At 32.9% G+C, this 23,975-nt stretch carries 18 protein-coding genes and 2 tRNA genes; 6 read left to right on the forward strand and 14 right to left on the reverse strand.

Going from position 1 to position 23,975, the window contains the following annotated elements:
- Positions 1-53 precede the first annotated feature (53 nt).
- The 6 genes from LNQ49_RS10335 to LNQ49_RS10360 form a co-directional block, all read right to left on the reverse strand.
- Positions 54-509 (reverse strand): thioredoxin family protein, encoded by a 456-nt coding sequence (locus LNQ49_RS10335; protein WP_229988708.1) that lies wholly within the window; start codon positions 507-509, stop codon positions 54-56.
- 245 nt (positions 510-754) lie between these two features.
- Positions 755-1,222 carry a thioredoxin family protein gene (locus tag LNQ49_RS10340; protein WP_229988709.1) on the reverse strand — a complete coding sequence of 156 codons (468 nt, stop codon included), beginning with the start codon at positions 1,220-1,222 and terminating at the stop codon, positions 755-757.
- A 52-nt stretch (positions 1,223-1,274) separates the two neighbouring features.
- A complete protein-coding gene (locus LNQ49_RS10345) occupies positions 1,275-2,759 on the reverse strand; it encodes a peptide MFS transporter (RefSeq protein WP_229988711.1) in 1,485 nt (494 codons plus the stop codon).
- A gap of 13 nt (positions 2,760-2,772) precedes the next feature.
- Positions 2,773-4,431, reverse strand: coding sequence for a peptide MFS transporter (locus tag LNQ49_RS10350; RefSeq protein WP_229988713.1), 1,659 nt, complete (start codon positions 4,429-4,431; stop codon positions 2,773-2,775).
- Positions 4,432-4,507: 76 nt separating this feature from the next.
- Positions 4,508-6,199, reverse strand: coding sequence for a peptide MFS transporter (locus tag LNQ49_RS10355; RefSeq protein ID WP_229988714.1), 1,692 nt, complete (start codon positions 6,197-6,199; stop codon positions 4,508-4,510).
- 37 nt (positions 6,200-6,236) lie between these two features.
- Entirely contained in the window at positions 6,237-8,405 is a 2,169-nt protein-coding gene (locus tag LNQ49_RS10360; protein ID WP_229988715.1) for a S9 family peptidase, read from the reverse strand.
- A gap of 181 nt (positions 8,406-8,586) precedes the next feature.
- Between LNQ49_RS10360 and LNQ49_RS10365 the strand changes: the two genes are divergently transcribed.
- Together LNQ49_RS10365 and LNQ49_RS10370 are read left to right on the forward strand one after the other, a co-directional pair.
- Positions 8,587-9,903: a hydroxymethylglutaryl-CoA reductase, degradative gene (locus tag LNQ49_RS10365; RefSeq protein ID WP_229988716.1), complete on the forward strand. Its 1,317-nt coding sequence runs from the start codon at positions 8,587-8,589 to the stop codon at positions 9,901-9,903.
- A gap of 91 nt (positions 9,904-9,994) precedes the next feature.
- On the forward strand, positions 9,995-10,912 hold the full coding sequence (locus LNQ49_RS10370; RefSeq protein ID WP_229988717.1) for a GYDIA family GHMP kinase: 918 nt from the start codon (positions 9,995-9,997) through the stop codon (positions 10,910-10,912).
- Positions 10,913-11,151: 239 nt separating this feature from the next.
- Here LNQ49_RS10370 and LNQ49_RS10375 read toward each other — a convergent pair whose 3' ends face one another.
- The 6 genes from LNQ49_RS10375 to LNQ49_RS10400 form a co-directional block, all read right to left on the reverse strand.
- On the reverse strand, positions 11,152-13,251 hold the full coding sequence (locus LNQ49_RS10375; RefSeq protein WP_229988718.1) for a peptidylprolyl isomerase: 2,100 nt from the start codon (positions 13,249-13,251) through the stop codon (positions 11,152-11,154).
- A 108-nt stretch (positions 13,252-13,359) separates the two neighbouring features.
- Entirely contained in the window at positions 13,360-14,619 is a 1,260-nt protein-coding gene (locus LNQ49_RS10380; RefSeq protein ID WP_229988719.1) for a hemolysin family protein, read from the reverse strand.
- Between the two features lie 5 nt (positions 14,620-14,624).
- Complete coding sequence (locus tag LNQ49_RS10385) at positions 14,625-14,816, reverse strand: hypothetical protein (protein ID WP_229988720.1); 192 nt, start codon at positions 14,814-14,816, stop codon at positions 14,625-14,627.
- Between the two features lie 12 nt (positions 14,817-14,828).
- Positions 14,829-15,383, reverse strand: a complete 555-nt coding sequence (gene lptC / locus LNQ49_RS10390) for an LPS export ABC transporter periplasmic protein LptC (RefSeq protein ID WP_229988721.1) — start codon at positions 15,381-15,383, stop codon at positions 14,829-14,831.
- Between the two features lie 46 nt (positions 15,384-15,429).
- A complete protein-coding gene (bamG, locus tag LNQ49_RS10395) occupies positions 15,430-16,683 on the reverse strand; it encodes a BamG family beta-barrel-assembly machinery protein (RefSeq protein ID WP_229988722.1) in 1,254 nt (417 codons plus the stop codon).
- Positions 16,676-17,410: a type III pantothenate kinase gene (locus LNQ49_RS10400; RefSeq protein ID WP_229988723.1), complete on the reverse strand. Its 735-nt coding sequence runs from the start codon at positions 17,408-17,410 to the stop codon at positions 16,676-16,678. Before LNQ49_RS10400 ends, bamG begins: the two co-directional genes overlap by 8 nt.
- Before the next feature lie 99 nt (positions 17,411-17,509).
- Here LNQ49_RS10400 and LNQ49_RS10405 point away from each other — a divergent pair.
- The 4 genes from LNQ49_RS10405 to LNQ49_RS10420 all read left to right on the forward strand — a co-directional run bounded on the left by LNQ49_RS10405 (position 17,510) and on the right by LNQ49_RS10420 (position 19,811).
- Positions 17,510-17,582, forward strand: a tRNA-Phe gene (locus tag LNQ49_RS10405).
- Positions 17,583-17,697: 115 nt separating this feature from the next.
- Positions 17,698-17,770, forward strand: a tRNA-Phe gene (locus LNQ49_RS10410).
- A 306-nt stretch (positions 17,771-18,076) separates the two neighbouring features.
- Entirely contained in the window at positions 18,077-19,576 is a 1,500-nt protein-coding gene (locus LNQ49_RS10415; protein WP_229988724.1) for an MFS transporter, read from the forward strand.
- A 10-nt stretch (positions 19,577-19,586) separates the two neighbouring features.
- Entirely contained in the window at positions 19,587-19,811 is a 225-nt protein-coding gene (locus tag LNQ49_RS10420; protein ID WP_229988725.1) for a DUF6814 family protein, read from the forward strand.
- A 92-nt stretch (positions 19,812-19,903) separates the two neighbouring features.
- Here the strand turns inward: LNQ49_RS10420 and LNQ49_RS10425 are convergent, their stop codons facing one another.
- Positions 19,904-22,786 carry an alpha-amylase family glycosyl hydrolase gene (locus LNQ49_RS10425; protein ID WP_229988726.1) on the reverse strand — a complete coding sequence of 961 codons (2,883 nt, stop codon included), beginning with the start codon at positions 22,784-22,786 and terminating at the stop codon, positions 19,904-19,906.
- 77 nt (positions 22,787-22,863) lie between these two features.
- Entirely contained in the window at positions 22,864-23,961 is a 1,098-nt protein-coding gene (locus tag LNQ49_RS10430; RefSeq protein WP_229988727.1) for a SusE domain-containing protein, read from the reverse strand.
- Positions 23,962-23,975: the final 14 nt, after the last annotated feature.

Here is a 23,975-nt window from a genome sequence, read left to right on the forward strand (position 1 = left end):
ATAAAACTAAGAAAGTTTTTGTAGCAAAATCACTCAGATCCAAATTACAAAACTTAAAAGTCGCTTGGATGCAAAAGCGAGTTAGACTCAATAATCCAAGCCTTTACCCCTCCTGATTTATAAGCCATTTTACCTAATGCCTGAAATGTTGTTTTACTTTTTCTTACTACAGCATTTGCATAACACACTTCTGGTAAATCTTGAACTCCAAAGGCATTCTTAAGCTTGATATTTTGCTCTTTATCACTATCTGAAGCTTGACTATCGGATAAATCTAATTTTACCAAAACAACATTATCTCTTGACCAAAGTGCAAATTCTAAAGTTTTCATTATTTCGTTTTGCAAATTATCAGATAAGTTATTTGCCGTAAACAAAATTAACATTGGTTTCTTTAATTTATTACTAGCCTCAATACCATCAGTAATATTAGTTTTCCAAACTAAATTTTGCGATTGCACAGTAAAAAATCCTAAAAAAAACAGGGATACAAGTAGTTTTTTCATCATAATAAATTTGGGTTTGGTTAATTAAAACAAACGAAATTAACATTTAATTCTAATTATCCAAATTATTTTATAACTAAAAGTAAATTTTACGTTTAATTACAAACAATACCCTATTGATACTACAAAAAAAACAAGATTTTAAAGACAAAATCCCCCTAATAAACGACAAAAAGCTCTTTCCATCTAAGACGAAAAGAGCTTCTTTTATTTATTAATAGTTGCGTAAACTATCTATAATAATGTAATTACTTTTTAACCGGATTAATTATCTCGTTTGCAACTGCAAGCCAAGCAGATGGCCCTCCAGCAACGTAACCTGTAGTCCCAAGTCCTTGAAAATTAACTTTCCCATCCTTGTTCTCTGCATTAGTAAAATAAACAGTTGGAAAACCTTGAATTCCAAAAACCTGTTGCAATTCATTATTCTGAGCTTTTACCTGTGGCGTTTGTGGCGTTCTTCTAGGAAAATCTAGCTCTACCAAAACAACATTATCTTTTGCCCATTTGTTAAACTCAGCAGTTTTTAAAACTTCGCTTTGCAAACGAATACACCATCCACACCAATCGCTTCCAGTGAAAAACAATAACATAGGTTTTTTCTCCTTATTACTTACAGCTATAGCTTCTTTTACATCTGTATACCATTTAAGTTCTTGCGCTTGAACAGCAAAAGACCCCAATACTAGTAACAATGCAATAAATATCTTTTTCATCTTGTTTTTATTTTTTTCAAATTTAAGCAAAAAATGAATTCTAAAATGTCTTCTACTTTACTTCTTGCATTAATTTCTTAATCAAAGGAGTACTCACGATTAAAACAATACCAGCTATAAGCGAATAAATTGCCAAATGATAATAACCATCTGTGTAAGCAATCAACTTAGACATTAATGTTGTACCTGTATTTGCATCTGACATTTCTGACCCTAATTTTCCAGCAGCAAATTGTCCAAATGCACTAGATAAAAACCACAATCCCATCATCATTCCAAAAAGTCTCTTTGGAGACAATTTAGTAATAACCGACATTCCGATTGGACCAATACATAATTCTCCAAGTGTATATACCAAATATCCTAAGGCAAAAACATTAAGAGAACTTAATCCATTTACATCAACAAAAAAACGAGCGCTATAAAATATAAAGAATCCTGCCGCAAGAAGTATGAATGAGAATCCAAATTTAACAACCGTATTCGGTTCAATTTTTCTTTTATAAAGAAAGATCCACAACAATCCAATTAAAGGGCTAAAAATAATTACGTATAAAGAGTTTATACTATTATTTACCACGTTTGGATCTATATTAAAGAACAACAATTTATTCGTTAAGTTATCTTTTGCAAACAATGATAATGATCCACCAGATTGCTCTGAGATAGCCATAAACATAAAATACCCAAAAATAAATATAAAAGCTGCAAGTAATTTGTATTGTTGGTTACGATCCTTAATTCTCAATAATTCATACAAGAAATACAAAATAGCAATTGCACCAATTGTATACATGAAATACTCAGTAAAACTAGAGTTTATAACCATTATATAAACAAACGGAATCACAACTATAGAACCTGCATAAACAGCAATTTCATATAAATTACGTTTTTTTGGTGAATGTTTTTCTAACGGAGAATTACCAATAGGTGCTAAATGCTTCTTTGTTAAAAGAAAAGTAATTACACCAATAATCATAACTATAGCAGCAGAAAGGAAACATAAGCTCCAAGAGTAATTCTTCCCTAAATAAATAGGAATTGCACCTCCTAGCATTCCTCCAATATTGATACCAGCATAGAACATACCATATCCAGCATCTCTACGTCCATCGTTTTCGTGATATAACTCACCTACCATAGAAGAAACGTTTGGTTTAAAAAAACCAGTTCCAATAATCGACAGTGTAATACCGTAATAGAAAAAATCATGTGGTGAGGCTGCAATAAGCAAATTCCCCAGAATCATAACGATTCCTCCGAAAAGCAATGATTTCTTGAATCCCAAAATTTTATCGGCAAAAATACCTCCAATAAAAGTAAAAGCATATACAAATGCCTGTATGGCTCCATATTGTAAATTTGCTTTTCCTTCTAATAATCCTAATTGGTCTACCATGAAAAATGCCAAAACACCTCTCATACCGTAAAAGCAAAAACGCTCCCACATTTCGACTAAAAATAAATACCACAATTGTTTTGGGTACTTCCCTTTAAAATTTTGTATCTGTTCTAAACTAATACTCTGCTCCATTTATTTATAATAATTAATTGATCCCGTGATCCTTCATCACTTTATTTAAGTTTTTCACCAAAGCAAACATCAATACTGTTGCAAACATCAATAAGCCAAAGTTAACCCAGAAAAAGTTTACTTTGTCATCATATTGATCCCACATACTAGCTAAAACGCCACTTAATTTATTTCCGATTGACGTTGACAAAAACCAACCTCCCATCATTAAGGCTGTAATATTTTTTGGAGATAATTTAGATACAATTGATAATCCCATAGGACTCAAGAATAACTCCCCAATAGTTATAATTCCATAATTAGCTACCAACCACCAAACCGATACCTTTTCGGCTCCGTTGCCACCTATATGAACTGCGGCAATCATTACTAAAACAGATAATGCCGAAATCAATAATCCGAATGCAATTTTGGTTGGTGTATTTGGTTCCTTTTTTCTGTTACGTAAAAAAGTAAAAAATGCAACGACCAAAGGTGTCAAAATAATTACCCAACCAGGGTTTATCGACTGACTTAAATTTGTTGCCCAAATAGAAACTGTTGCTCCTTCTACTGGTTTTTTATCCTCAGCTACATTTCTAAAATAAACTGGGTGATCTACTGTTTTGACCACTTTCCCGTTTTCTTTTTGAAGTCTAAAACTAGCATCATATAATTCAGTTGAGTCTTTTGTAAACTTAACCTCTTTAGCCAATTTCAAATTATTAAAAACTGTTTGCGTCGTTCCAGTAATTTCTCTATCTGTATAACGATCTGCCCATGTCGTTAACGCTGATCCATTCAATTTAAAAACCGCCCAAAACAAAATAACCACAGCAAAAATAGAAAGTAATGCTCCTATTTGTCGTTTCTCTTCTACTTTGGCTTTAAAATATAAGCTTCCGTAAAAGTAAACTACAGGAATACATGCAAAGATAAATGCATCTGTACTATCTGAACCAAAGATTGAACTATCTAAATTAACATCAGACTGCACTCCTTTTAATAACCAACCTATAACTCCAAATACAATAGATGGAACAAGAATGTACAATACAATTTTTGAAAATGGCATGTCTCCTTCTTGAATTCCTTTTTTATCAGTTTTATTACCATAATGTTTTGTACCTAACATAAAAACAATTACACCAATAAACATTCCTAGTCCTGCAGCCATAAAAGCATAATGCCATCCTAAAAGGATTTGTAAAGCAGCTCCAAAGAAATTACAAATGAAAGCTCCCACATTTATTCCCATATAGAAAATATTGTACCCTTCGTCTTTCTTATCTCTGTATTTATCTTCATCATAGAAATTCCCTAGAAGTGTAGAAATATTAGGTTTAAAAAACCCATTACCTACAATAACTAGTGTCATCGCTACATATAACATTGTTAAACTATGAATTCCCATCATAAAGTAACCTACTCCCATCATTAACCCACCAAGAATGATTGAGTTTTTATATCCTAAATACCTGTCTGCAACCAAACCACCAATAAAAGGTGTCAGAAATACAAGTGCTATAAAAGTTCCGTACAAATCAGAAGCTTCTTTCTCGGTCATAGCAAACCCTGCCTCTACATCTTTTAGATATAAAGTAAAAATTCCAATCATTAAATAATAACCAAAACGTTCCCACATTTCAGATAAAAACAAAAAAGGCAATGCTTTTGGATGATTTTTCCACATAATAAAATAGGTTCAAAATTAAAAAATTACCTACCCAAATAAATCGGATAGGTAATAGCTATTAAAGTTTTAATTATTAACGAATGCCGTGCATCATTTTCTTTAATATAGGAGTTAATGCAAATAAAACTACTGCAGCAATCCCTGTTAAAATAACGAAAACCATGAAGAACTCGAAGAGATTGTGAATTTCAAAACCAGCAAAAACTGGGTTTGTTGCACTTATCTGATTTGCCTCTAGAAGCTTTAATTGTTCTGGAGTAGCAACAACAGCTTTATCTAAAATAGGCTGTAAATCGATTCCTAAATCTTTAGCTTTTACAAATTTCTCACCTGTTGCAGGCATGATAGATCCCAAAGTTCCTGATAAAGCGTATCCTGCAGCATTAGACAAGAAAAACACTCCGAAAAGTAATGATGAAAAACGTTTTGGTGATAATTTCCCTACCAATGATAATCCAATTGGTGACAAACACAACTCAGCAAAAGTTTGAATTAAATACAAAAGAATTAACCATTTTATAGCTAGAAGTCCGCTATTACCAAGGTCTTTCACATTGTATGCAATTATAAAATAACTCAATGCAATTAATGCTAAACCAATTGCTTGTTTCATAGGAGATATTGGTTCTTTACCTTTCTCTCTCAATTTATCCCATAAAATACTAAAAGGTAAAGCAAAAGCGAAAACGAAAATACCATTAAACACCTGAACCATTGAAGCTGGCATCTGCCATCCAAACATAAAGGTTCTATCAGTTTGATTTGCAGCAATAAATGTCAATGAAGATCCTGCTTGCTCAAAAGCTGCCCAGAAAAATATGATAAAGAATGCTACAATATAAATAACAAAAATTCTATCTCTCTCAATTTTTGTTAATGAACTATCTGAAATAATCAATCCAGCTAATGTCAATCCACTAGCATAGATAATTGGATAAATTAATGTTTTTATAAAGTTATCTCCATCTAAAAGGTAACGGAAAGCAAAAAACAAAATCACAAAAGCAATAACAGCACCAACTAAAGCTTGTGGAGAGAAAACTGCTTTTTGAGCTTCTCCCTCTTCATAATCAGTAACATCATTTTTAGAAGGCAAACCTCCTAATGGTTTTCCTTCTGGAGTAACCACATATTTATTTTTCAATACAAAAAACACTGCTGTTCCAATAAGCATAGCAATCGATGCTGCTAAGAATCCCCATTTAAAAGCATGTATGTTTTGAACACCATTTACCACTTCGTCACCTAAATAAGGACATATTGTTTGTCCTAAGAAAGCACCTAAGTTAATTCCCATATAGAAAATTGTAAAAGCTGTATCTAATTTTGTTTTTTCTTGTTTTGGATATAAACTTCCCACCATACTTGAGATGTTTGGTTTAAAGAATCCATTTCCAAAAATAATAATTCCTAATGCAGACCACATCAAGATATTTGCTAAACTCATGTTAGAACCAAAAACACTAGCACTAACAAATAAGAAAAGCTGCCCTATGGCCATCATCAACCCTCCTAATAAAATACAATTTCTGTTCCCAAAGAAACGATCGGCAATAAAACCACCCAACATTGGTGTTAAATAACAAAGTCCCAAGAAGCCTCCATAAATCAATGCAGCATCCGATTCTTTCATTAACAATGAGTTTACCAAAAACAAGGTAAGAATTGCTCGCATTCCGTAAAAATTAAACCGCTCCCACATCTCTGTTCCAAACAATACCCAAAGTCCTTTTGGATGCGCAGTTTTCACTTCTGTTTCTTTCATATTATTTATTATTATATTTAGGTTAATTAGATTTTAATTAAAGATTTTCTTTGATAAAGTTAGTCATTTTAGTATAAAGCTGAACTCTAGTTTTTCCGCCATAAATACCGTGATCTTTATCTGGATAAATTTGCGAATCAAATTGTTTGTTAGCTTGTATTAAAGCCTCCATCATTTGCATTGTATTTTGTACATGCACATTATCATCTGCAGATCCATGAATTAAAAGAAACTTACCTTTTAATTTATCAACATGATTAATAGGAGAGTTATTATCATAACCACTTGCATTCTCTTGAGGAGTTTGCATATATCTTTCTGTATAAACTGAATCATAAAATCTCCAATTAGTAACCGGAGCAACTGCTATAGCCATTTTGAAAACGTCGTTTCCTTGGAAAATACAGTTTGAAGCCATAAATCCACCATAGCTCCATCCAAAAATTCCAATTCTAGAAGCATCAACATAAGGATAATTACCTATAACTTTAGCTGCATCAATTTGATCTTCAACTTCGTATTTACCTAATTGCAACTGTGTCACTTTCTTAAAGTCAGCTCCTTTAAATCCAGTTCCTCTAGCATCAACACAAGCAACAATATATCCTTGCTGAGTTAGCATTTCGAACCAATAATCATTAGAGTTGTTCCATTGATTTGCTACTTGCTGAGAACCAGGTCCTGAGTATTGAAACATAAAAACAGGATATTTTTTGGCAGGATCAAAATCTTTAGGTTTTAAAATCCAAGCATTTAATTCATTTCCTTTAGCTGTTTTTAATACAAAAAATTCTTTTGTTGCTAAATTATATGCTTTTAAACTAGAAGCAAGAGCTTCATTATTCTCTATTACTTGTAACTCTTTTCCAGCTTTAGCATCGTTAAGAGTATAAGTTGTAGGCTGAGATGCGCTTGAGAATGTATTGATGTAGTATTGAAAATTCGGGCTGAAGGTTGCCTTACTAGTACCTACGTTTTTAGACAAACGTACTTTGTTTTTTCCGTCAAGAGCAATTCGGTAAATATCACGATTGATTGACCCATTTTCTGTAGATTGATAAAAAACAGTTTTTGTTTTCTCATCAAATCCGTAATATGAAGTTACTTCCCAATTTCCTTTAGTAACTTGATTTTTAAGTTTTCCTGTTTTATCATATAAATAGATATGATTAAAACCATCTTTTTCGCTAGTCCAGATAAAACTATTATCCTTTAAGAATGTTAAGTTATCTGTAACATCAACATACGCTTTATCTTTTTCATTAAGAACTACTTTTGAAGTTCCCAAAGTACCATCAATAAACAATAAATCTAAATTATTCTGGTGACGGTTTAACACCTGTGCAGACAATGTATTGTTGTCATTTGTCCACTGCATTCTTGCAATATAAAAGTCGTTATAGTTTCCTAACTTAACTTCATTAGTAGTATTTGCTGCAGCATCATATATATGTAACGAAACTAGTGCGTTTTTTTCTCCAGCTTTAGGATACTTAAAAGTCTCAATTGTAGGATATAAGTCTGTTTTAAAAATCGACATTGAGAATTCAGGAACCATGCTTTCATCAAAGCGAATGTAAGCTAGTTTTTTACTGTCTTTGCTCCAATCAAAAGCCCGAACAAAAGCAAATTCTTCTTCATAAACCCAATCAGTAATACCATTGATAATTGAATTTTTCTTTCCATCAGTTGTAATCTGAGTTGATTTTTTAGAAGCTAAATCATAAACATATAGATTATTCCCTTTTGCGTAAGCAATTTTTTGTCCATCAGGTGAGAAAGTTGGCTCTTGAACCTGAAAATCAAACAGCTTTGTTAGCTCTTTTGTATCTATATTGTATAAATAATAATCTGCTGTAAAGGAATGGCGGAAGATTTTAGTCGAATTACAAGCCAATAAAATCTTTTTTTCTGATGCATCAAAAGTATAACTATTGATCATCGGTAACTCTCTGTGATTTTTTGTATCAATTAAAGTTGTTACTTTTTTTAACGTAGCATAATCGTACAAATCAATTTGCATGCTTCTACTTCCCCGATCAAAATTAAGTACAGTATACTGATTGGCATTTTGTAGAGATTGAAGTTTAAACATTTCTTTAGTTCGAAATATCCCGCTAAAAACGTCATCTACAGTGATTTTTTGTTGACCAAAAACAGTAAAACAAATAAATAAAAGTAATGCGGTAAGTTTGTTTGTATTCATACAAATGAGTTAAATATAAAAAAGAGCCCAATTTTAGTGAAAAAAATACACATAATATACATTTCATGTGTTAAATGTTAAGAAATTGTTTTTTTATATTATTTAATGTCCGTAATTACATTATAAACGAATCCGTTAAAATGGTATCTTTGCAGCAATACTACCATTTAATCAATTGAGAATGAACAACGCCGTTGCTGGATTTTCTAAATTATCCAAAGAAGAAAAAATAAACTGGATTGCAAAAAAGTACTTTTCTACGCCAGAAAAAGCCGTTTTTTTACTTAAAAGTTACTGGAATACTGATGAAAAATTACAGAAATTACATGATGAATTCATCGAAAATACAATAACCAATTTTTATATTCCCCTTGGAGTAGCTCCAAATTTCCTCATTAACGACAAATATACCACAATACCAATGGCAATCGAAGAGAGTTCGGTTGTTGCAGCAGCCTCTAAAGCAGCTAAATTTTGGTCAACTCGTGGTGGGTTTAAAGCTACCGTTATCAACACCGAAAAAATAGGACAAGTACATTTTACCTTTAATGGTGATGTTTCAAAACTTAATTTATTTTTCGCACAAACTAAAAACAAATTCTTTAGCGATACCGAAAACATAACTAAAAACATGCAACTGCGTGGTGGCGGGATTCTTGACATTGTTCTAAAAGACAAAACCAACTTATTACCAAACTACTTTCAGCTTCATGCAACCTTTGAAACCAAAGACAGCATGGGTGCCAATTTTATAAATTCATGTTTAGAGCAGTTTGCTAAAACATTAAAAGAAGCGTCACAAGAATACGAATTGTTTACTGAAGCAAATGAAGAAGTAAAAGTCATCATGAGCATTCTCTCTAACTATGTCCCAAACTGTATTGTAAGAGCAGAAGTTTCATGTCCTGTTGATGCATTAGCAGAAAAACACATTCCAAATCCTCAAGAATTTGCCGAACGATTTGTTCAAGCAGTACAAATTGCAGAAGTTGAACCATTCCGAGCTGTGACTCACAACAAAGGAATCATGAATGGAGCCGACGCTGTAATACTTGCAACTGGAAATGATTTCCGTGCTGTCGAAGCTGGAGTTCATGCCTATGCATCTAGAAACGGACAATACTCTAGTTTATCACATGCTAAAATTGAAGACGGAATTTTCACATTCTGGCTTGATATGCCACTAGCATTAGGAACTGTAGGCGGACTAACATCTTTACATCCGCTAGTGAAATTTTCATTACAAATGTTAGAAAATCCTTCAGCCCCACAGTTAATGCAAATTGTAGCCGTTGCTGGTTTAGCACAAAACTTTGCTGCATTGCGTTCCTTAACAACAACTGGAATTCAAGAGGGACACATGAAAATGCACATCAACAATATCATTAACCAATTTGCAGCCAATGATGACGAACGTCATTTAATCAAAAATCATTTTAAAAACCACACCATCTCACATAGTGCTGTAGTTGATTTTATTGAAAACTTAAGAAAATAATAAGGAGCTATTCCCGCTGTACGCTATATCTTTATGTTTTTAAAGAAAAAACACAAAGGATGCCACTACCATCGGGGCTAAAAATAAATGCATGAAAACAACCTTTTACAGTAACGGGAAACTTTTAATAACTGGAGAATACTTAGTATTAGATGGCGCAAAAGCATTTGCATTACCAACAAAATTTGGACAAAATTTAATTGTTGCCAAAGGAGAAAACCAAGAAATACAATGGAAAAGTTACGATGCCGATAATACGATCTGGTTTGATGACACTATAACTTTTACCGAGATAATAAATAATCCTGAACCAGAAACGGAAACAATAAAAAGCACATTAATAAATATTTTACATGAAGCTTATTTATTAAATCCAGCGTTTTTAACCCAATCTGAAGGTTACCAAATAAGTACGCAACTCACATTTCCTAAAAATTGGGGTTTAGGCACATCATCAACATTATTGAACAATATTGCTCAATGGACAAAAATTGATGCTTTTACGCTTCTTAAAAACAGTTTTGGAGGTAGTGGATATGATATTGCCTGCGCACAAAACAACACACCTATATTATATCACCTACAACAAGGTTTACCAACTGTAGAAAAAATAGACTTTAAACCTGAGTTTAGTCAGAATCTACATTTTGTATACTTAAACAAAAAACAAAGCAGTAAAGCAGCCATAACTGCATATTACAACAACAAGAATAGTCATCTATCAAAGATAATTTCAAACAACGACAAAATAACCCAAACTGTTTTGCAAGCCAAAACTGGAAAAGAATTTGCTAAAGCATTAGCAATGCATGAAGCCGAAATGAGCAACATACTAGAAATGCAAACTATCAAAGAAAGACTCTTTCCAGATTTTGAAGGCGTAATAAAAAGCCTTGGTGCTTGGGGAGGCGATTTTGTAATGGCAATTTCCAAAGACAATCCAACCGAATATTTTGCTGCCAAAGGATATAAAACAATAATCCCTTACAACGAAATGATACTGGTTTAATCAAAAAATCAAACCTTATTTGATCCATAAAAAAGCCTTGCTATTCCTAGCAAGGCTTTTTTATTTTCAGTTACATATAACAAATCCCGTACTCAACAGACTGTAAAACCTATTAGAAACACATCATTTTTCTAGCAATCATAATTAACCAAACACGTAAAAATACTTCCATAAAAAAAATCCCGAAATATAAATATTTCGGGATTTTCAATTTAATCTTTTATGTAAATCTTGATGAACTAGTAGCTAAAGTGCGCTCTATTATCAACAATTTTAGCATTATCTTTCAATGCAGGAAGGATTCTGTTTACATCCTGTGCACTTTGAGCTTTTAATTTTTCAACATAAGGAGCGTGGTTTGTTAAAGCTGGTGCTTTTGTAATGCTTATGTTTTTAACAACATAAACTCCAGTGTTTCCTTCAATTGGAGCAGAAAGTTTACCTGCTGCCAAAGCAAATGCATTTCCAACAACTTTTGGCTCTTGACCAACACCACCTGGTAAAGTTGGGTTGTCCATAGTAACATCTGCTGCTTGTTGTACAGCTACACCAGCGCTTTTAGCAATTGCCTCGATAGTAGTACCATTCATTTTAGCTTTAAGTATTTCAGCTTTTTTCTTGTTTTTAAGAATTGGCTCTACATAAGGTCTTGCAACATCTACTGATACTAAACCTGTTTTATTGATATTCTTAAGTTGTGCAATAACGTGACCAACATTAGCAACCTCAAAACGTTTAACGTCACCTTTACTTGTTCCTTTTTCAAACGCCCATCTTACGATAGTTCTTTGATTTCCTAATGGTCCGAAATTCTCGTCCATTCCTTTCACAGTAACTGCAGGAGAAACTGTTAATTTCATGTCTTTTGCAACTTTATTAAAGTCTTTATCAGCAGCATCCATTTCAAATTTAGTTGCTTGAGTAAATACTCTATCAGAAGTTGCTTCAGAAGCTTCGATTTTTTGTGCAACTGTTGCTAAACGAATTCCGTCTTGTTTATCTGTAATTTTGATAATATGGAAACCAAAAGGAGTTTCTACCAATCCTATTTTTCCAATTGGATTACTGAAAACAAAATCATTAAATGGTTTTACCATTTGGTTTTGACCAAAATATCCTAAATCACCACCTTGTTGTGCAGATGAGTCATCAGAAGCTGTAAAAGCTAACATTAAGAAACTATCTGGATTAGCATTAACTTGAGCTAAAACTTCTTCTGCTTTAGCTTTTGCTTGCTCTTTAGTTCTTCTTTCTTTTTGGTTTGGAACCTGAGTACCTTCATAACTAATTAAGATATGACTTGCTTTTGCATTAACTCCTGATTTAAATCCTAATGATTTAGAAATGCAGTAGTAGTTACCAAAAATATAAGGTCCGTAAACTTCACCTGGAGCAAGGCTAAATAATTTATCAGCATCTACAGCTGGCAAATCTTTCTTAGCTACATAAGTAGAATCGTAAGGTACATCTGAATTTGAATTTACAAAGTCAGCAATATTCTTAGCTGATTTAAATCCAGGTAGTGTATCGTTTTTACCAGTTTTTTGGTTGTAAACAACACTTCCTGTCAATAGAGCAGCAACTTTTGCTTTAATTTCTGCCTCATCTTCTTTAGAAGCTTTATCTTCAATTAAAACATACTGAACCTCACGAGTTTCATCAGCTTTAAATTTCTTCTCGTCTTTTTTCATGAAATCAACAATTTCTGAATCAGATACTTTTACATCACTATCTTTGATAGAAGAATATAAACCAGCTACAAAAGCAAAGTTAGCTTTGTTTGCTTCCATTTCATATTTCAACTTACCTTCAGCTATAGTTGTATAAAGACCTGCTTTAATCAACGTATTGTATATTTGGTATTTTGCATTCAAATCTGCATCTTTCTCTCTATCTTTTAGATATTGAGCTTGCTCTGGATTTGCTTTAAAATATTCTTTGAATTTTGCTACGTCAAAAATCCCTGCTGCATTTAAGAACATTGGATTTCTTCCGATATTTTGGTCAGCTTTTAAAACCTCAAGCAAATGTTTTTCACCTACTCTTAATCCTAATTTATCAAACTCTGATGATAACAAAGCAACAGAAACCTCTTGATCCCAAACTCTGTTTGCAGCTTGAGTGGAAGTTATTCCTTGCCCACTTTTTTCAACACCACTAACTTTTATTCTAAAATCTTCAAATGAGATATCTTTCCCATTGATGCTTCCTACGTCTTTTGAACTCTCACCAAAATTTCCACTACTGAAAAGATCTTGAATGATAAATGCGAATAATGCAAGTGCAATAGCGCCTATCAATAAAGCGGAACGTTGTCTAATTTTTGCTAAAACTGCCATTTTTATTGTTGTTAATTTTATATTCAGTTTGCGAAAATACAATTATCTAGCTAATAATAATACTAGTAGCAATTTATTTTCCAAGAATTTTTATTTTTCTAAAAAAAATCACTCTTTTATAGTCATTTTTACTAATTCTATTTTCTTATTTGTCGCCTCTTCTATCACAAAATGATAGTTTCCTATGGTGATTTCTTCCCCAATTTGCGGGATTTCTTTAGTATGATCTACAATAAAACCACCCAAGGTACCATAAGAGTCACTTTCTGGGATATCCAATTTGTAAGTCTCGTTTAGATACTCAACATCAAATCGGGTTGAGAAAATATACTTACCCTCCCCTAATTCTTTTTCTATTAGTTCTTCATCCGAATCGTGTTCGTCCTCTATCTCTCCAAACAACTCTTCTACAATATCCTCAACTGTTATTATCCCTGAAGTTCCACCGTATTCATCCAGAACAACCGCTACACTTCTTCGTTTTTTAGTCAATAAATTCAAAACGTCTTTTATGTAAACCGTTTCTGGAACAAACTCTACAGGAATCAATACTGACTTTATCGTTTCTGGTTTTTTGAACAAATCAAAAGAATGAACATATCCTAAAATATCATCCAATGAGTTTTGATAAACAAGTATCTTAGAATAACCTGTTTCTACAAACAAAGCCTTAAGTTCATCTACAGTATCAAATAATTCAACAGCATCAATCTCGGTACGAGGCGTCATGATATCCCTTGCTTTTACCCCCGAAAACTCTAATGCATTCTGAAAGATTTGTATCTCCGAATCAACTTCTTCATCATCTTCTACTGTACTCATTTGCTCTGAAATATAATTCCCAAGCTCTGCCTTACTAAAGAAAAACTGCACCTGATCCCCCTCTGTCTTAAAAAATCTCCTTAAAATAAAATCTGAAATCCAGATAAAAAAAGTAGATAAATAATAAAAAAGCCAGTAGAAAAAATACGCTGGAATTGCAAAAAACTTAATTAATGAATTCGCGTAAATCTGAAAAAACACCTTCGGAAAAAACTCTGCTGTGATTAAAATAAAAAAAGTAGAAATCAAAGTTTGAACAAGCAAACTGGTAACATCCGAAAAATGATATCCAAAATCTACAAGTGCCTTTAAAAGCAAATCTCCCATAAAGAAACTATAAACAACTATCGCAATATTGTTTCCAATAAGCATAGCTGCTATAAATTTTGAAGGTTTTTCGGTAAGCTTAGTAAGGATTTTAGACAAGAAGTTTTCTTGTTTCTTCTCGATCTCTAGATAAATCTTATTTGAGGATATGAACGCAATTTCCATACCCGAAAAGAAGGCTGATAGTATTAAACATAGTATTATAATACTAATCTCCATTTTTATTATTTTTTATTACGATTGTCAAGTTTGTTTGCAAATTTTCTCCTAAAGAAAAACATAAAAATTCCCATTCCTGCAATCAAAAAACTTAACCAAGGAGTAGCTTCACCTGCACTCATTTTCATTATTGCATCATAAATAAACAGAATTGCAACTATTAAATAAGCGTATTGTGTATATTTCAAGTAACCCATAATTATTATTTTTTATTCTTCAGTTTCTACCTCTCCGTTTATACGTTGAGAGTTTATTATTTTAAAATCTTTACTAAAATCGAGTCCCTGACCATACGAAACTCCTTTTACATCTGTAAATTTAAACTTTCTTTCAGTATAAAACCATTCATTTTTTTGATCAAAATACAGCTGTTCTGTTTCTAGCATCTGACCATCATCTGTAGTAATTTTTACTTTTCCTTGTAAATCAATAACTGAAGTTTGTTTATACGAAATAGCGTAATTGGCTTTTACATAGGTACGTTTATGCTTTTTATCATACAAAGTAACATCAATACCTTTTGGGAAATCGGTAAAAGGAAAATCAACATTGGAATAATCCAACATTTTAGGACTTATTAGAACTCCCGAAATAAGCCCTGAATCTGTATATTTTATATTGACATTATCAGCATCACTAGCAGGAACAAACTCTACAAAATTACTTCTCTGTACATCTTTAAAATTACCTTCGCATCCTAGAAAAAACATCGTAATAAAAATTACGAGCCCAGGAATAGCACTATATTTTTTAAGTAAATTCATTCGCTAAATAAGGTGTTAAACTCTAAATTAGAGTTTATAATCTGGATTAATTAAACTTGCTTCTTTCGAACCATTTATCGTTTAATGAGAACCCTAAACTAAAATTAGCATAATTCTCTTGAATTAAACCTGCCGATTTAGTTCCTCTTTTACCAAACTCCATTCCGAAATTGATATTTGAAAATGTTCCAGAAATTGGAAACCCAGCTCCTAGTGTAATACCAATATCATTGATACGTTGTGAATTAATAATCAAGGCTGTTCTTTCATATTTAAGACCTGCTCTATAAGTAACTCTATTAAAATATCCTGAAAAAGAACTATAATTAGGAACATAGTAACCTCCCAAACTTGCGCTTGCAGCTTTTCCGTATCCTACATTTGGCGCAGCATTGTAAACACTTGATTGATCAACTGAGTTCTGATACGAAACCTTTCCTCCAATTAACCATTTTCTTGCCTCTCCTATACCTGCACTCAAAGCAAGTTTGAACGGCATATTTACATCAACCTTTTCTTTTACATCTACACCTGGATCTAAGACATTAAAATTAAGTCCTGAACCAAGCATTCCAGTAGATATATTTCTTGTGTTTTCAGAATTTAACTTACTCTGAATAGTATATGTTGCACTACTAAACAAAGATAATTTTTTATTTATTTTATACTGATACATTGCTCCTAAGTTAAAATTAACTCCAGATAAATAAGTAGTATTCAACTCTCTTGTTCCTACTGGCACATCAGGAATAAACTCTAAACTAGTAGTTTCTACCTTACCAAAATCATATTGAAGATCTGCACCAATACTAAAATTAGGTTTAATTTTATAGGCAAGTGCAAAATAAACTTTATTCAATCCTCCTGTACCATCAAATCTTTTATTGTTACCTCCAGTATTTGCTGAAAGTGATTCAATTTGGTATCCTACAGATGAATAAGGAATTAATCCAAAACCAATACCAAACTTATTTCCTAAAGGCATACCTACAGCTATATAATCTAAAGTTGTTCTTTGCGCTTTTGCTGATCCTTTATCGGTTTTTAACGTACTCGAATTAAATGTACCTCCAACAGTAAAACTTGTAAGCTTTAAATTTGCGTAACTAGCAGGGTTTTCCAAATTAATATGAATACTATCTTGCTCTACTGCAACACCAGCCATAGAACGGCTTTCGACAGTTCCTTTAAACCTTACATCACCAATTCCGTAAAAAGAATAAGGAGAAGACGTTCCTTGCTGAGCAAAAGACACGAATGACAAAAGTAAGCAAGCGCTTATTATAATTTTTTTAATCATTGTTGATTTTATATTGAAATGTTTGGTTCAAACTTTCTAATAAGAAATTTGAATTGGCAAATATGGTATTTTTTAATCGTTTAGCCAAAAAAAGTGCATCACCACCCGTTAAAATTATTATAAAATTTAAGTAGTCTGCTTTGTATTGATCGATAAAACCGTCTATTTCATAGACGAATCCGTTCACAACCCCCGAATGTATTGATTCCGGAGTTGAATTACCAATATATTCTTTGGGCTCTTCAAATGTTAATAACGGAAGTTTTGCAGTATAATTATGAAGTGCCTCATACCTTAATCGCAATCCTGGAGATATAGCTCCCCCTAAATAATTGTCATTTTCATCAACAAAATCATATGTAATACAAGTCCCAGCATCAATAATCAATCTATTTTGGTTCGGATACTGTAATGTTGCTCCACTTGCAAGTACAATTCGATCAATTCCTAAAGTTTTTGGTGTAGCATAATTATTTTTAAATGGAAAACGATCTTCATTTGTCAAAAAACAAACATTTACATCAGTATTAAAACCTAAAAACGACTCTTTTTCGACATTTCCGACTGACGCAACAACTAAATCGGTCACTTTTTCAAATTTTTTTAAAATTTTTTTGATTTCTTTTTCAAGTTCATTTTTATCAAAAACAAAAAATTCTAAAACAGTATTATTCTCAAAAACAGCACCTTTAATGCGCGTATTCCCAACATCGATTGTTAAAACCATAGTTTCTTATTTACTGCTGCGAAGATACGAATTGATTTTTTTTAAAAATTGTTTTGGAGAAACTAAAAAACATTCTATATTTGCACCCGCAATAAGCACGGTACCTTAGCTCAGATGGTAGAGCAATGGACTGAAAATCCATGTGTCCCTGGTTCGATCCCTGGAGGTACCACGAAACCCACTCAAACGAGTGGGTTTTTTGTTTTATTCAATTTAATATAATTCTTTCTTTGAATTTACCTTGGATAATCTAAAAAACATTCTATATTTGCACCCGCTACAAGCACGGTACCTTAGCTCAGATGGTAGAGCAATGGACTGAAAATCCATGTGTCCCTGGTTCGATCCCTGGAGGTACCACAAAACCCACTCAAACGAGTGGGTTTTCTGTTTTTACACCTCGACTATCTTTTTTCTTTTATCAAGCCTCTCTTTTTATTCCCAAAAAGAAACACTAAAAATCAAACAGTCTAATTATAATTTTAAAAGGCTAATCAAATCGCTATACCCATCTCATACCCCCAATCTTACTAGTAAAAACCTAAAAAAGAATAAATTAACCTGTTTTTGTTAAAAAAGCGTCAAATAATACGGTTTTTATATTCTATTTTAGTGAAATAATAATCATATTGATTTTTATACAAAACATCAATAGTATACAGGCACATGAGCAATACATCTACAAAAGGAATCTGGAAAGTTATTTCAGCCTCTTCTATGGGAACAATGATTGAATGGTATGATTTCTATATTTTCGGAAGTTTAGCCGTCGTTATTTCAACTAAATTCTTTCCATCTGATAATCCAACAGCCTCTTTCTTGGCAACTTTAGCCACTTTTGCAGCGGGATTTGTTGTAAGACCCTTTGGCGCTTTATTTTTCGGGCGTCTGGGTGATTTAATTGGAAGAAAATATACTTTCATGGCAACCTTATTACTAATGGGATGCTCTACTTTTTTAATCGGATGCATTCCGAGTTATGAAACTATAGGCTACTTGGCTCCCATATTAGTCTTGATCTTGCGCTTACTACAAGGTCTTGCTCTTGGAGGAGAATATGGTGGCGCCGCAACCTATGTAGCTGAACATGCTCCTGTAGGACAGCGTGGGTATTGGACATCATGGATTCAAACCACTGCAACCGTTGGTCTTTTTATTTCTTTAATGGTTATCTTAATTACAAAAAATACGCTTTCGGCTGAATCATTTGATTCTTGGGGCTGGCGTGTTCCTTTTTGGGTATCTGTTGTAATGGTAGGTGTTTCTTACTTAATACGAAAAAACATGGATGAATCTCCTGTTTTTGCTAAAGCAAAAAAAGAAGGAAACATAAGCACAAACCCTTTAAAAGAAAGCTTCGGAAACAGATATAATTTAAAATTTGTCTTACTTGCCCTATTTGGTGCAACAATGGGACAAGGCGTAGTTTGGTATACTGGACAATTTTACGCCATGAGCTTTATGAAAACCGTTATGAATATCGAATCCTCTCAAGTAGATGGTTTACTAGGCATAGCTTTACTACTTGGTACGCCATTTTTTATAGTATTTGGTTGGCTTAGTGATAAAATAGGACGAAAATATATTATGATGGGCGGAATGCTACTTGCCGTCCTACTCTACAGACCGATATACAAACAAATGTATGAAACTATAAATCTTGAAAACAAAACTATTTCAAAGTCACACAAAACTGAATCTCAGAATAATGATAAAAACGAATATTATGTCACCACAAATAATGAGTATTCTGATGGAACAATCGCTACTAAAAAACAAACTTATCATACCAAAAACAAAAATGCTGATTCTGAAGTGCAAACCGCAATCACGGTTAATCCTCATGATAAATGGACATTAATTTTTCTAGTTTTTGTACAAGTTCTTTTTGTCACAATGGTTTACGGTCCAATTGCCGCTTTTTTAGTAGAAATGTTTCCTGCAAAAATCAGATATACATCCATGTCTTTACCATACCATGTTGGAAATGGAATTTTTGGTGGTTTGCTTCCCGCAATATCAACTTATTTTGTAACCCATTCTAAAGAAACTGGCAAAGCCGACTTTTATCTCGACGGTCTTTGGTACCCCATTATTATATCTTCGATATGTTTTGTTATCGGAATGATCTATATTGACAATAACAACAAAAAGACTCACATATAATCCTTTCACAATGAATACACTAAAACGAATATTAGGAATATTATGGATAATTTTATCTATTGCTGCTGCTTATTTTTGCATCTTCGAATTTGGATTACCAAAACTTGTTTCTGATAAACAAGATGATTTGGTTTTTGGAATTATAATCCTTTTTATTCTCACTCCTCTAATTGTTTTAGGACTGGGTACATTTGGTTATTTTTCGCTGATTGGAGAATATGATAAAAGAAAATAAACCTCTCTTTTTCATTTGTCAAATCCTCGATTAAAACAAAAAAGCTGCCTGCTATAATAACAGACAGCTTTTCACACTAACTAACCAATAATTTATTTCTTCAAAAACTTCAATACTTGTGTATTGTTGTTTTCATTTGTTGCTTTCACAATATAGAGACCTGTATTCAATTCACTTACAGAGAATTCAGAAGTCATTTTTCCGCTTCCTTTAAAACTTTTTACTAACTGCCCTGACAAAGAATAAATATCTACTTTTGAAACTGATGTGTTTAAAGTAAAATAATCCGAAACTGGGTTAGGATACAAAGTAATCACACTTGGTTTTTCAAAGTTTTCTATAGCCAATAAAGCTTCTTTATTCCCGTAAATTCTAAATTCTCCAGCCGAGATTAACATTGTAGCATTTACATCAGCAACATTAATTGATGTATTATCCATTAAATTATACCAAACACCTGCATACGGGAAACCAGTAGCAACGCTTTGATCTGTTACATCAAAATTTGCAAAAATCAACACATCTTTTAGCTGGGTCGTTGCCAAGGAACTATTCGTAATTTTTATATTTGGAGATAAAGAATTTGTATTCGATACGGTAGCTGTTCCTAAAAAAACAGGCTCAGTCGTTTTCATAGTAATCATTTTTGCCCAATCATTATAGATTTTGCTTCGGCTAGAATTCCCTAACCAATTACCTGTCCATTGTGGCTGTTGTTTTGTATCTAATTTACAGTCTCCAGGTATTGTTCCCGACTCATCGTTTACAATTCCATTATTACATGCAAAAATAGAAGCATCCCATCCCAAATCACCAAAATGCCATATCATTTTAGGACCTGGAATCAATAAAGACACTGCCCCAATAGCAGACATTCTAGACAATGCTACATTTAAATTTTTCACATTATGGTTTATATTGTTGCTATTACCATATTGAATGTTTTTATACATTAATCGTTCTTCATCATGACTTTCGGCATAACCCATTAATCGATTTGCTGTAAAACCATGACTACTACTTGCCATCCTAGAAATATTACTATCTGTAGCATATCCCATTGATAATTGATTGTATTCTTTGGTCATTTCCCCCCACATCATAACCCCTTTACTTATAGGATCTGTAATTCTATAATTTGCCCATTCTTTTTCTTCAGCATCACTCCCTAAATGCTCAAAAATTGTATAATGTGTTGCGTCAAGCCCCCAAGAATAATCAGCATACCTCTTTAATACATCTATCCTATCTTGTTGCAAACTATTTGTACATGACTCATCACCTGCGGTACAATTTTGCGTAAAACCTTTAGTCAAATCCCAACGAAACCCATCAATCTTATATTCTTCAATCCACTGTTTAATTACCCTTTTTACATAATTTTGAGTCCTAGGTTCTTGATGATTAAAATCCTCTCCTACACTATAAGTATGTTTAGCAACTTCATTAAAGTAAGGATTATCTGCCGAAGGCGAACCCCAACCATCATTATCTGGATCATTCATCCACATTCTCACCATTGGATTTCGACCAAAAGCATGATTCAAAGCCACGTCCAAAATAACTGCTATCCCATTTTGATGGCATAAATCAATAAATTCTTTTAGCTTGTCTGAAATACCATAAAACTTATCCAAAGCCATATGAAATGAAGTATTATACCCCCAACTTTCATTGCCTTCAAATTCCATAACCGGCATTAATTCGATAGCATTTACTTTTAAGTTTTTAAAATAATCCATCCTATCTATTAGACTTTGGTAATTCCTCCCTGCATCAAAGTCACGTACTAAAACTTCATAAACTACTAACTTCTCTTTTTCTGGTTTTACAAAATTTGTTACCTGCCAGGGATATGGTGTTTGACCAGTCTTTAAAACCGTAACTTCACGTTCTTGTCCAACTGGATAAACCGGCATGTTAGGATAACTTGCAGCAGGAATTCCCGAATCATCAAATGGAGATAAAACTAAAGTAGAATAAGGGTCTGCTGTTTTTACTAATGAGGGTGAGTTGGCAATTGGAGAATTAGCAACAACCCAATATTGATACGTGTTATTTACCCCCGAAACTAATCCTGTTAGTTCTAACCAAAACTTTCCTGAAACAGGATCTTTCTTCATTGCATAGGAACTTGTAGGTACCCAATTATTAAAGCTCCCCGCAACATAAACAAAATCTTTTAGCGGAGCATCCAAAACTAATATTGCTTTAGTTGCATCTGAAGCATTATAATTTATTCCATCTACTAATCCAGCTGGCATAGCTTCCAGAACCGTTACAGGATTTACAATTGCCGTAAACTTTTTAATTATAGTAGTTCCTGCTTGTGTTATACTTAATTCATAATTTTGATTACCTGTGATATTGGTATGATTAAATGAGTAACTTGATGTACTGGCATTCGCATTGATTACAATTCCATTTGATTTCAGACTATAACTTGCGACTCCATTTGTATTAGTAGCATTAACATTCAAGTTTCCTCCACTAGCAACAATGGTATTACTATTTTCCAAAGGAGAAGTCAGAGAAACTTGGAAAGCGCCTACCTTAATAAAAAAATCAGAACATGATGGTGCTAATTTTAGAGTCTGCGAACCATTTGCGTTTCGAAACACCAAACCCATTTTAGTAGCTAATGCTTGTTGACCACTTGTTAAACCAAAATATACGCTAGGTGTAATTACAATACTCCAAGTTCCATCTGGATTTCTGGTCATCAAACCAATCCCGTCATCAGCTCCCCAATTTCCTTTTGCCGTTCCCCAGGGATTTACATCATCACCTATTCCGGAATGCATATATACTTTTGCTGGGTTTGCCCCCATTTCATTACAAACTCCTGAGGCAAACGAAGCTGTAATAGTTATAGATTCATTTACCTGAAATACAGCAGGAGATACTGTTATCTGTTGTGCATTAGCAACAACGGCAAATAATAAAATTAAAATCAAGTGTATAGTTTTTTTCATAATCTAGTGGTTTGGTTGGTTAGTTGGTATAAAAAAGGGCTACCTCACAGATAGCCCTTATTAATTTCAAGAAAAAATTATTCTTGATTTGGAATCATTAAATAGCTTCCGTCTAAATCATTAAAATAAATAACATATTTAGATTTTGAAACTGGTATATTATCACCTGTTCCTCCTCCTGAAAAAGGAGTATTTCCTCCCCAGGAAACATCCCAAGTATCATTTGCTCTAAATTTAAGTCCCCCATCCTTTAAAGATGTTATACCTAAACTCCAGATATGATCATTAAATTTAGATTTTGTCATAGCTGTCGATACATCCCAACCTCCTGGCGTACTGTCTCCAATAATACCAACTGTTGTAAATGATTTTGCAGCAGTAGCATCATAAGGAACTAATTTATAAGTGAGTTTTTGTACATCCATTACAAAAGTATAATACCCCTCGGTTGCAATTACAAAACCAGCCGGATCAGGATCAGAATCTTTTCCTCTATATGCTAAAGTACCACCTGCACCACCATACATAGGAGCCCAAGCACCTAAAGTATTTATAGTTTTAAAAGCTCCAGCTTTAAAGAACCCTGTAAAGGTATATTCATTAGCATTTTTTGGATTTCTGAATAAAATTTGGTTTCCTTTATTATTATCCCAACCAGAAACTGTTGCATCACCAACTAAATACCACTCAATAAAGTTATAATTAACTTTACCAGTATAAGGAGTTACACTAATTGTTATTGCTGTTTTAGAAACTTGCGGAACTCCACCTGAAACACTTGAAGCAATTTTAACATCAAATAATGAGACAACTTCTGTTGCAGCTCCCAAATCAATTACTGCTTGATTTAATTCTTTAACAAGAACTGAAACTTCAGTGATATTATTTGTTGTAGCAAGAGTTTTTGCTGCTGTAAAATCACCCCCTTTTTTATCAATTAACAATGTATATTTTACTACTACAGAAGCAGAATATTCTGCTTTTGACCAAGTAAATTTAGCAGCTTCTTCTAAGCCTTTATCTACTTCCAGAATAAATGTTTTTCCCGTTGCAGGAGCAGTAATTTCAGGTGTTACAACAGCCGAAACAATTTGTCTGTTCTCAACATCATCAGCATTACATGAAACAGCTAAAACACCAATAAATGCGATTAAAATTATATATATATTTTTCATTTTAATGTTTTATT

The organism is Flavobacterium pisciphilum, from assembly GCF_020905345.1.
GTDB classification, from domain to species: domain Bacteria; phylum Bacteroidota; class Bacteroidia; order Flavobacteriales; family Flavobacteriaceae; genus Flavobacterium; species Flavobacterium pisciphilum.

Bases quoted from the DNA above. Each gene is read 5' to 3' on its own strand.
- LNQ49_RS10335 (WP_229988708.1), bottom strand. From the start codon at position 509: ATGATGAAAAAACTACTTGTATCCCTGTTTTTTTTAGGATTTTTTACT.
- LNQ49_RS10340 (WP_229988709.1), bottom strand. From the start codon at position 1,222: ATGAAAAAGATATTTATTGCATTGTTACTAGTATTGGGGTCTTTTGCT.
- LNQ49_RS10345 (WP_229988711.1), bottom strand. From the start codon at position 2,759: ATGGAGCAGAGTATTAGTTTAGAACAGATACAAAATTTTAAAGGGAAG.
- LNQ49_RS10350 (WP_229988713.1), bottom strand. From the start codon at position 4,431: ATGTGGAAAAATCATCCAAAAGCATTGCCTTTTTTGTTTTTATCTGAA.
- LNQ49_RS10355 (WP_229988714.1), bottom strand. From the start codon at position 6,199: ATGAAAGAAACAGAAGTGAAAACTGCGCATCCAAAAGGACTTTGGGTA.
- LNQ49_RS10360 (WP_229988715.1), bottom strand. From the start codon at position 8,405: ATGAATACAAACAAACTTACCGCATTACTTTTATTTATTTGTTTTACT.
- LNQ49_RS10365 (WP_229988716.1), top strand. From the start codon at position 8,587: ATGAACAACGCCGTTGCTGGATTTTCTAAATTATCCAAAGAAGAAAAA.
- LNQ49_RS10370 (WP_229988717.1), top strand. From the start codon at position 9,995: ATGAAAACAACCTTTTACAGTAACGGGAAACTTTTAATAACTGGAGAA.
- LNQ49_RS10375 (WP_229988718.1), bottom strand. From the start codon at position 13,251: ATGGCAGTTTTAGCAAAAATTAGACAACGTTCCGCTTTATTGATAGGC.
- LNQ49_RS10380 (WP_229988719.1), bottom strand. From the start codon at position 14,619: ATGGAGATTAGTATTATAATACTATGTTTAATACTATCAGCCTTCTTT.
- LNQ49_RS10385 (WP_229988720.1), bottom strand. From the start codon at position 14,816: ATGGGTTACTTGAAATATACACAATACGCTTATTTAATAGTTGCAATT.
- lptC (WP_229988721.1), bottom strand. From the start codon at position 15,383: ATGAATTTACTTAAAAAATATAGTGCTATTCCTGGGCTCGTAATTTTT.
- bamG (WP_229988722.1), bottom strand. From the start codon at position 16,683: ATGATTAAAAAAATTATAATAAGCGCTTGCTTACTTTTGTCATTCGTG.
- LNQ49_RS10400 (WP_229988723.1), bottom strand. From the start codon at position 17,410: ATGGTTTTAACAATCGATGTTGGGAATACGCGCATTAAAGGTGCTGTT.
- LNQ49_RS10415 (WP_229988724.1), top strand. From the start codon at position 18,077: ATGAGCAATACATCTACAAAAGGAATCTGGAAAGTTATTTCAGCCTCT.
- LNQ49_RS10420 (WP_229988725.1), top strand. From the start codon at position 19,587: ATGAATACACTAAAACGAATATTAGGAATATTATGGATAATTTTATCT.
- LNQ49_RS10425 (WP_229988726.1), bottom strand. From the start codon at position 22,786: ATGAAAAAAACTATACACTTGATTTTAATTTTATTATTTGCCGTTGTT.
- LNQ49_RS10430 (WP_229988727.1), bottom strand. From the start codon at position 23,961: ATGAAAAATATATATATAATTTTAATCGCATTTATTGGTGTTTTAGCT.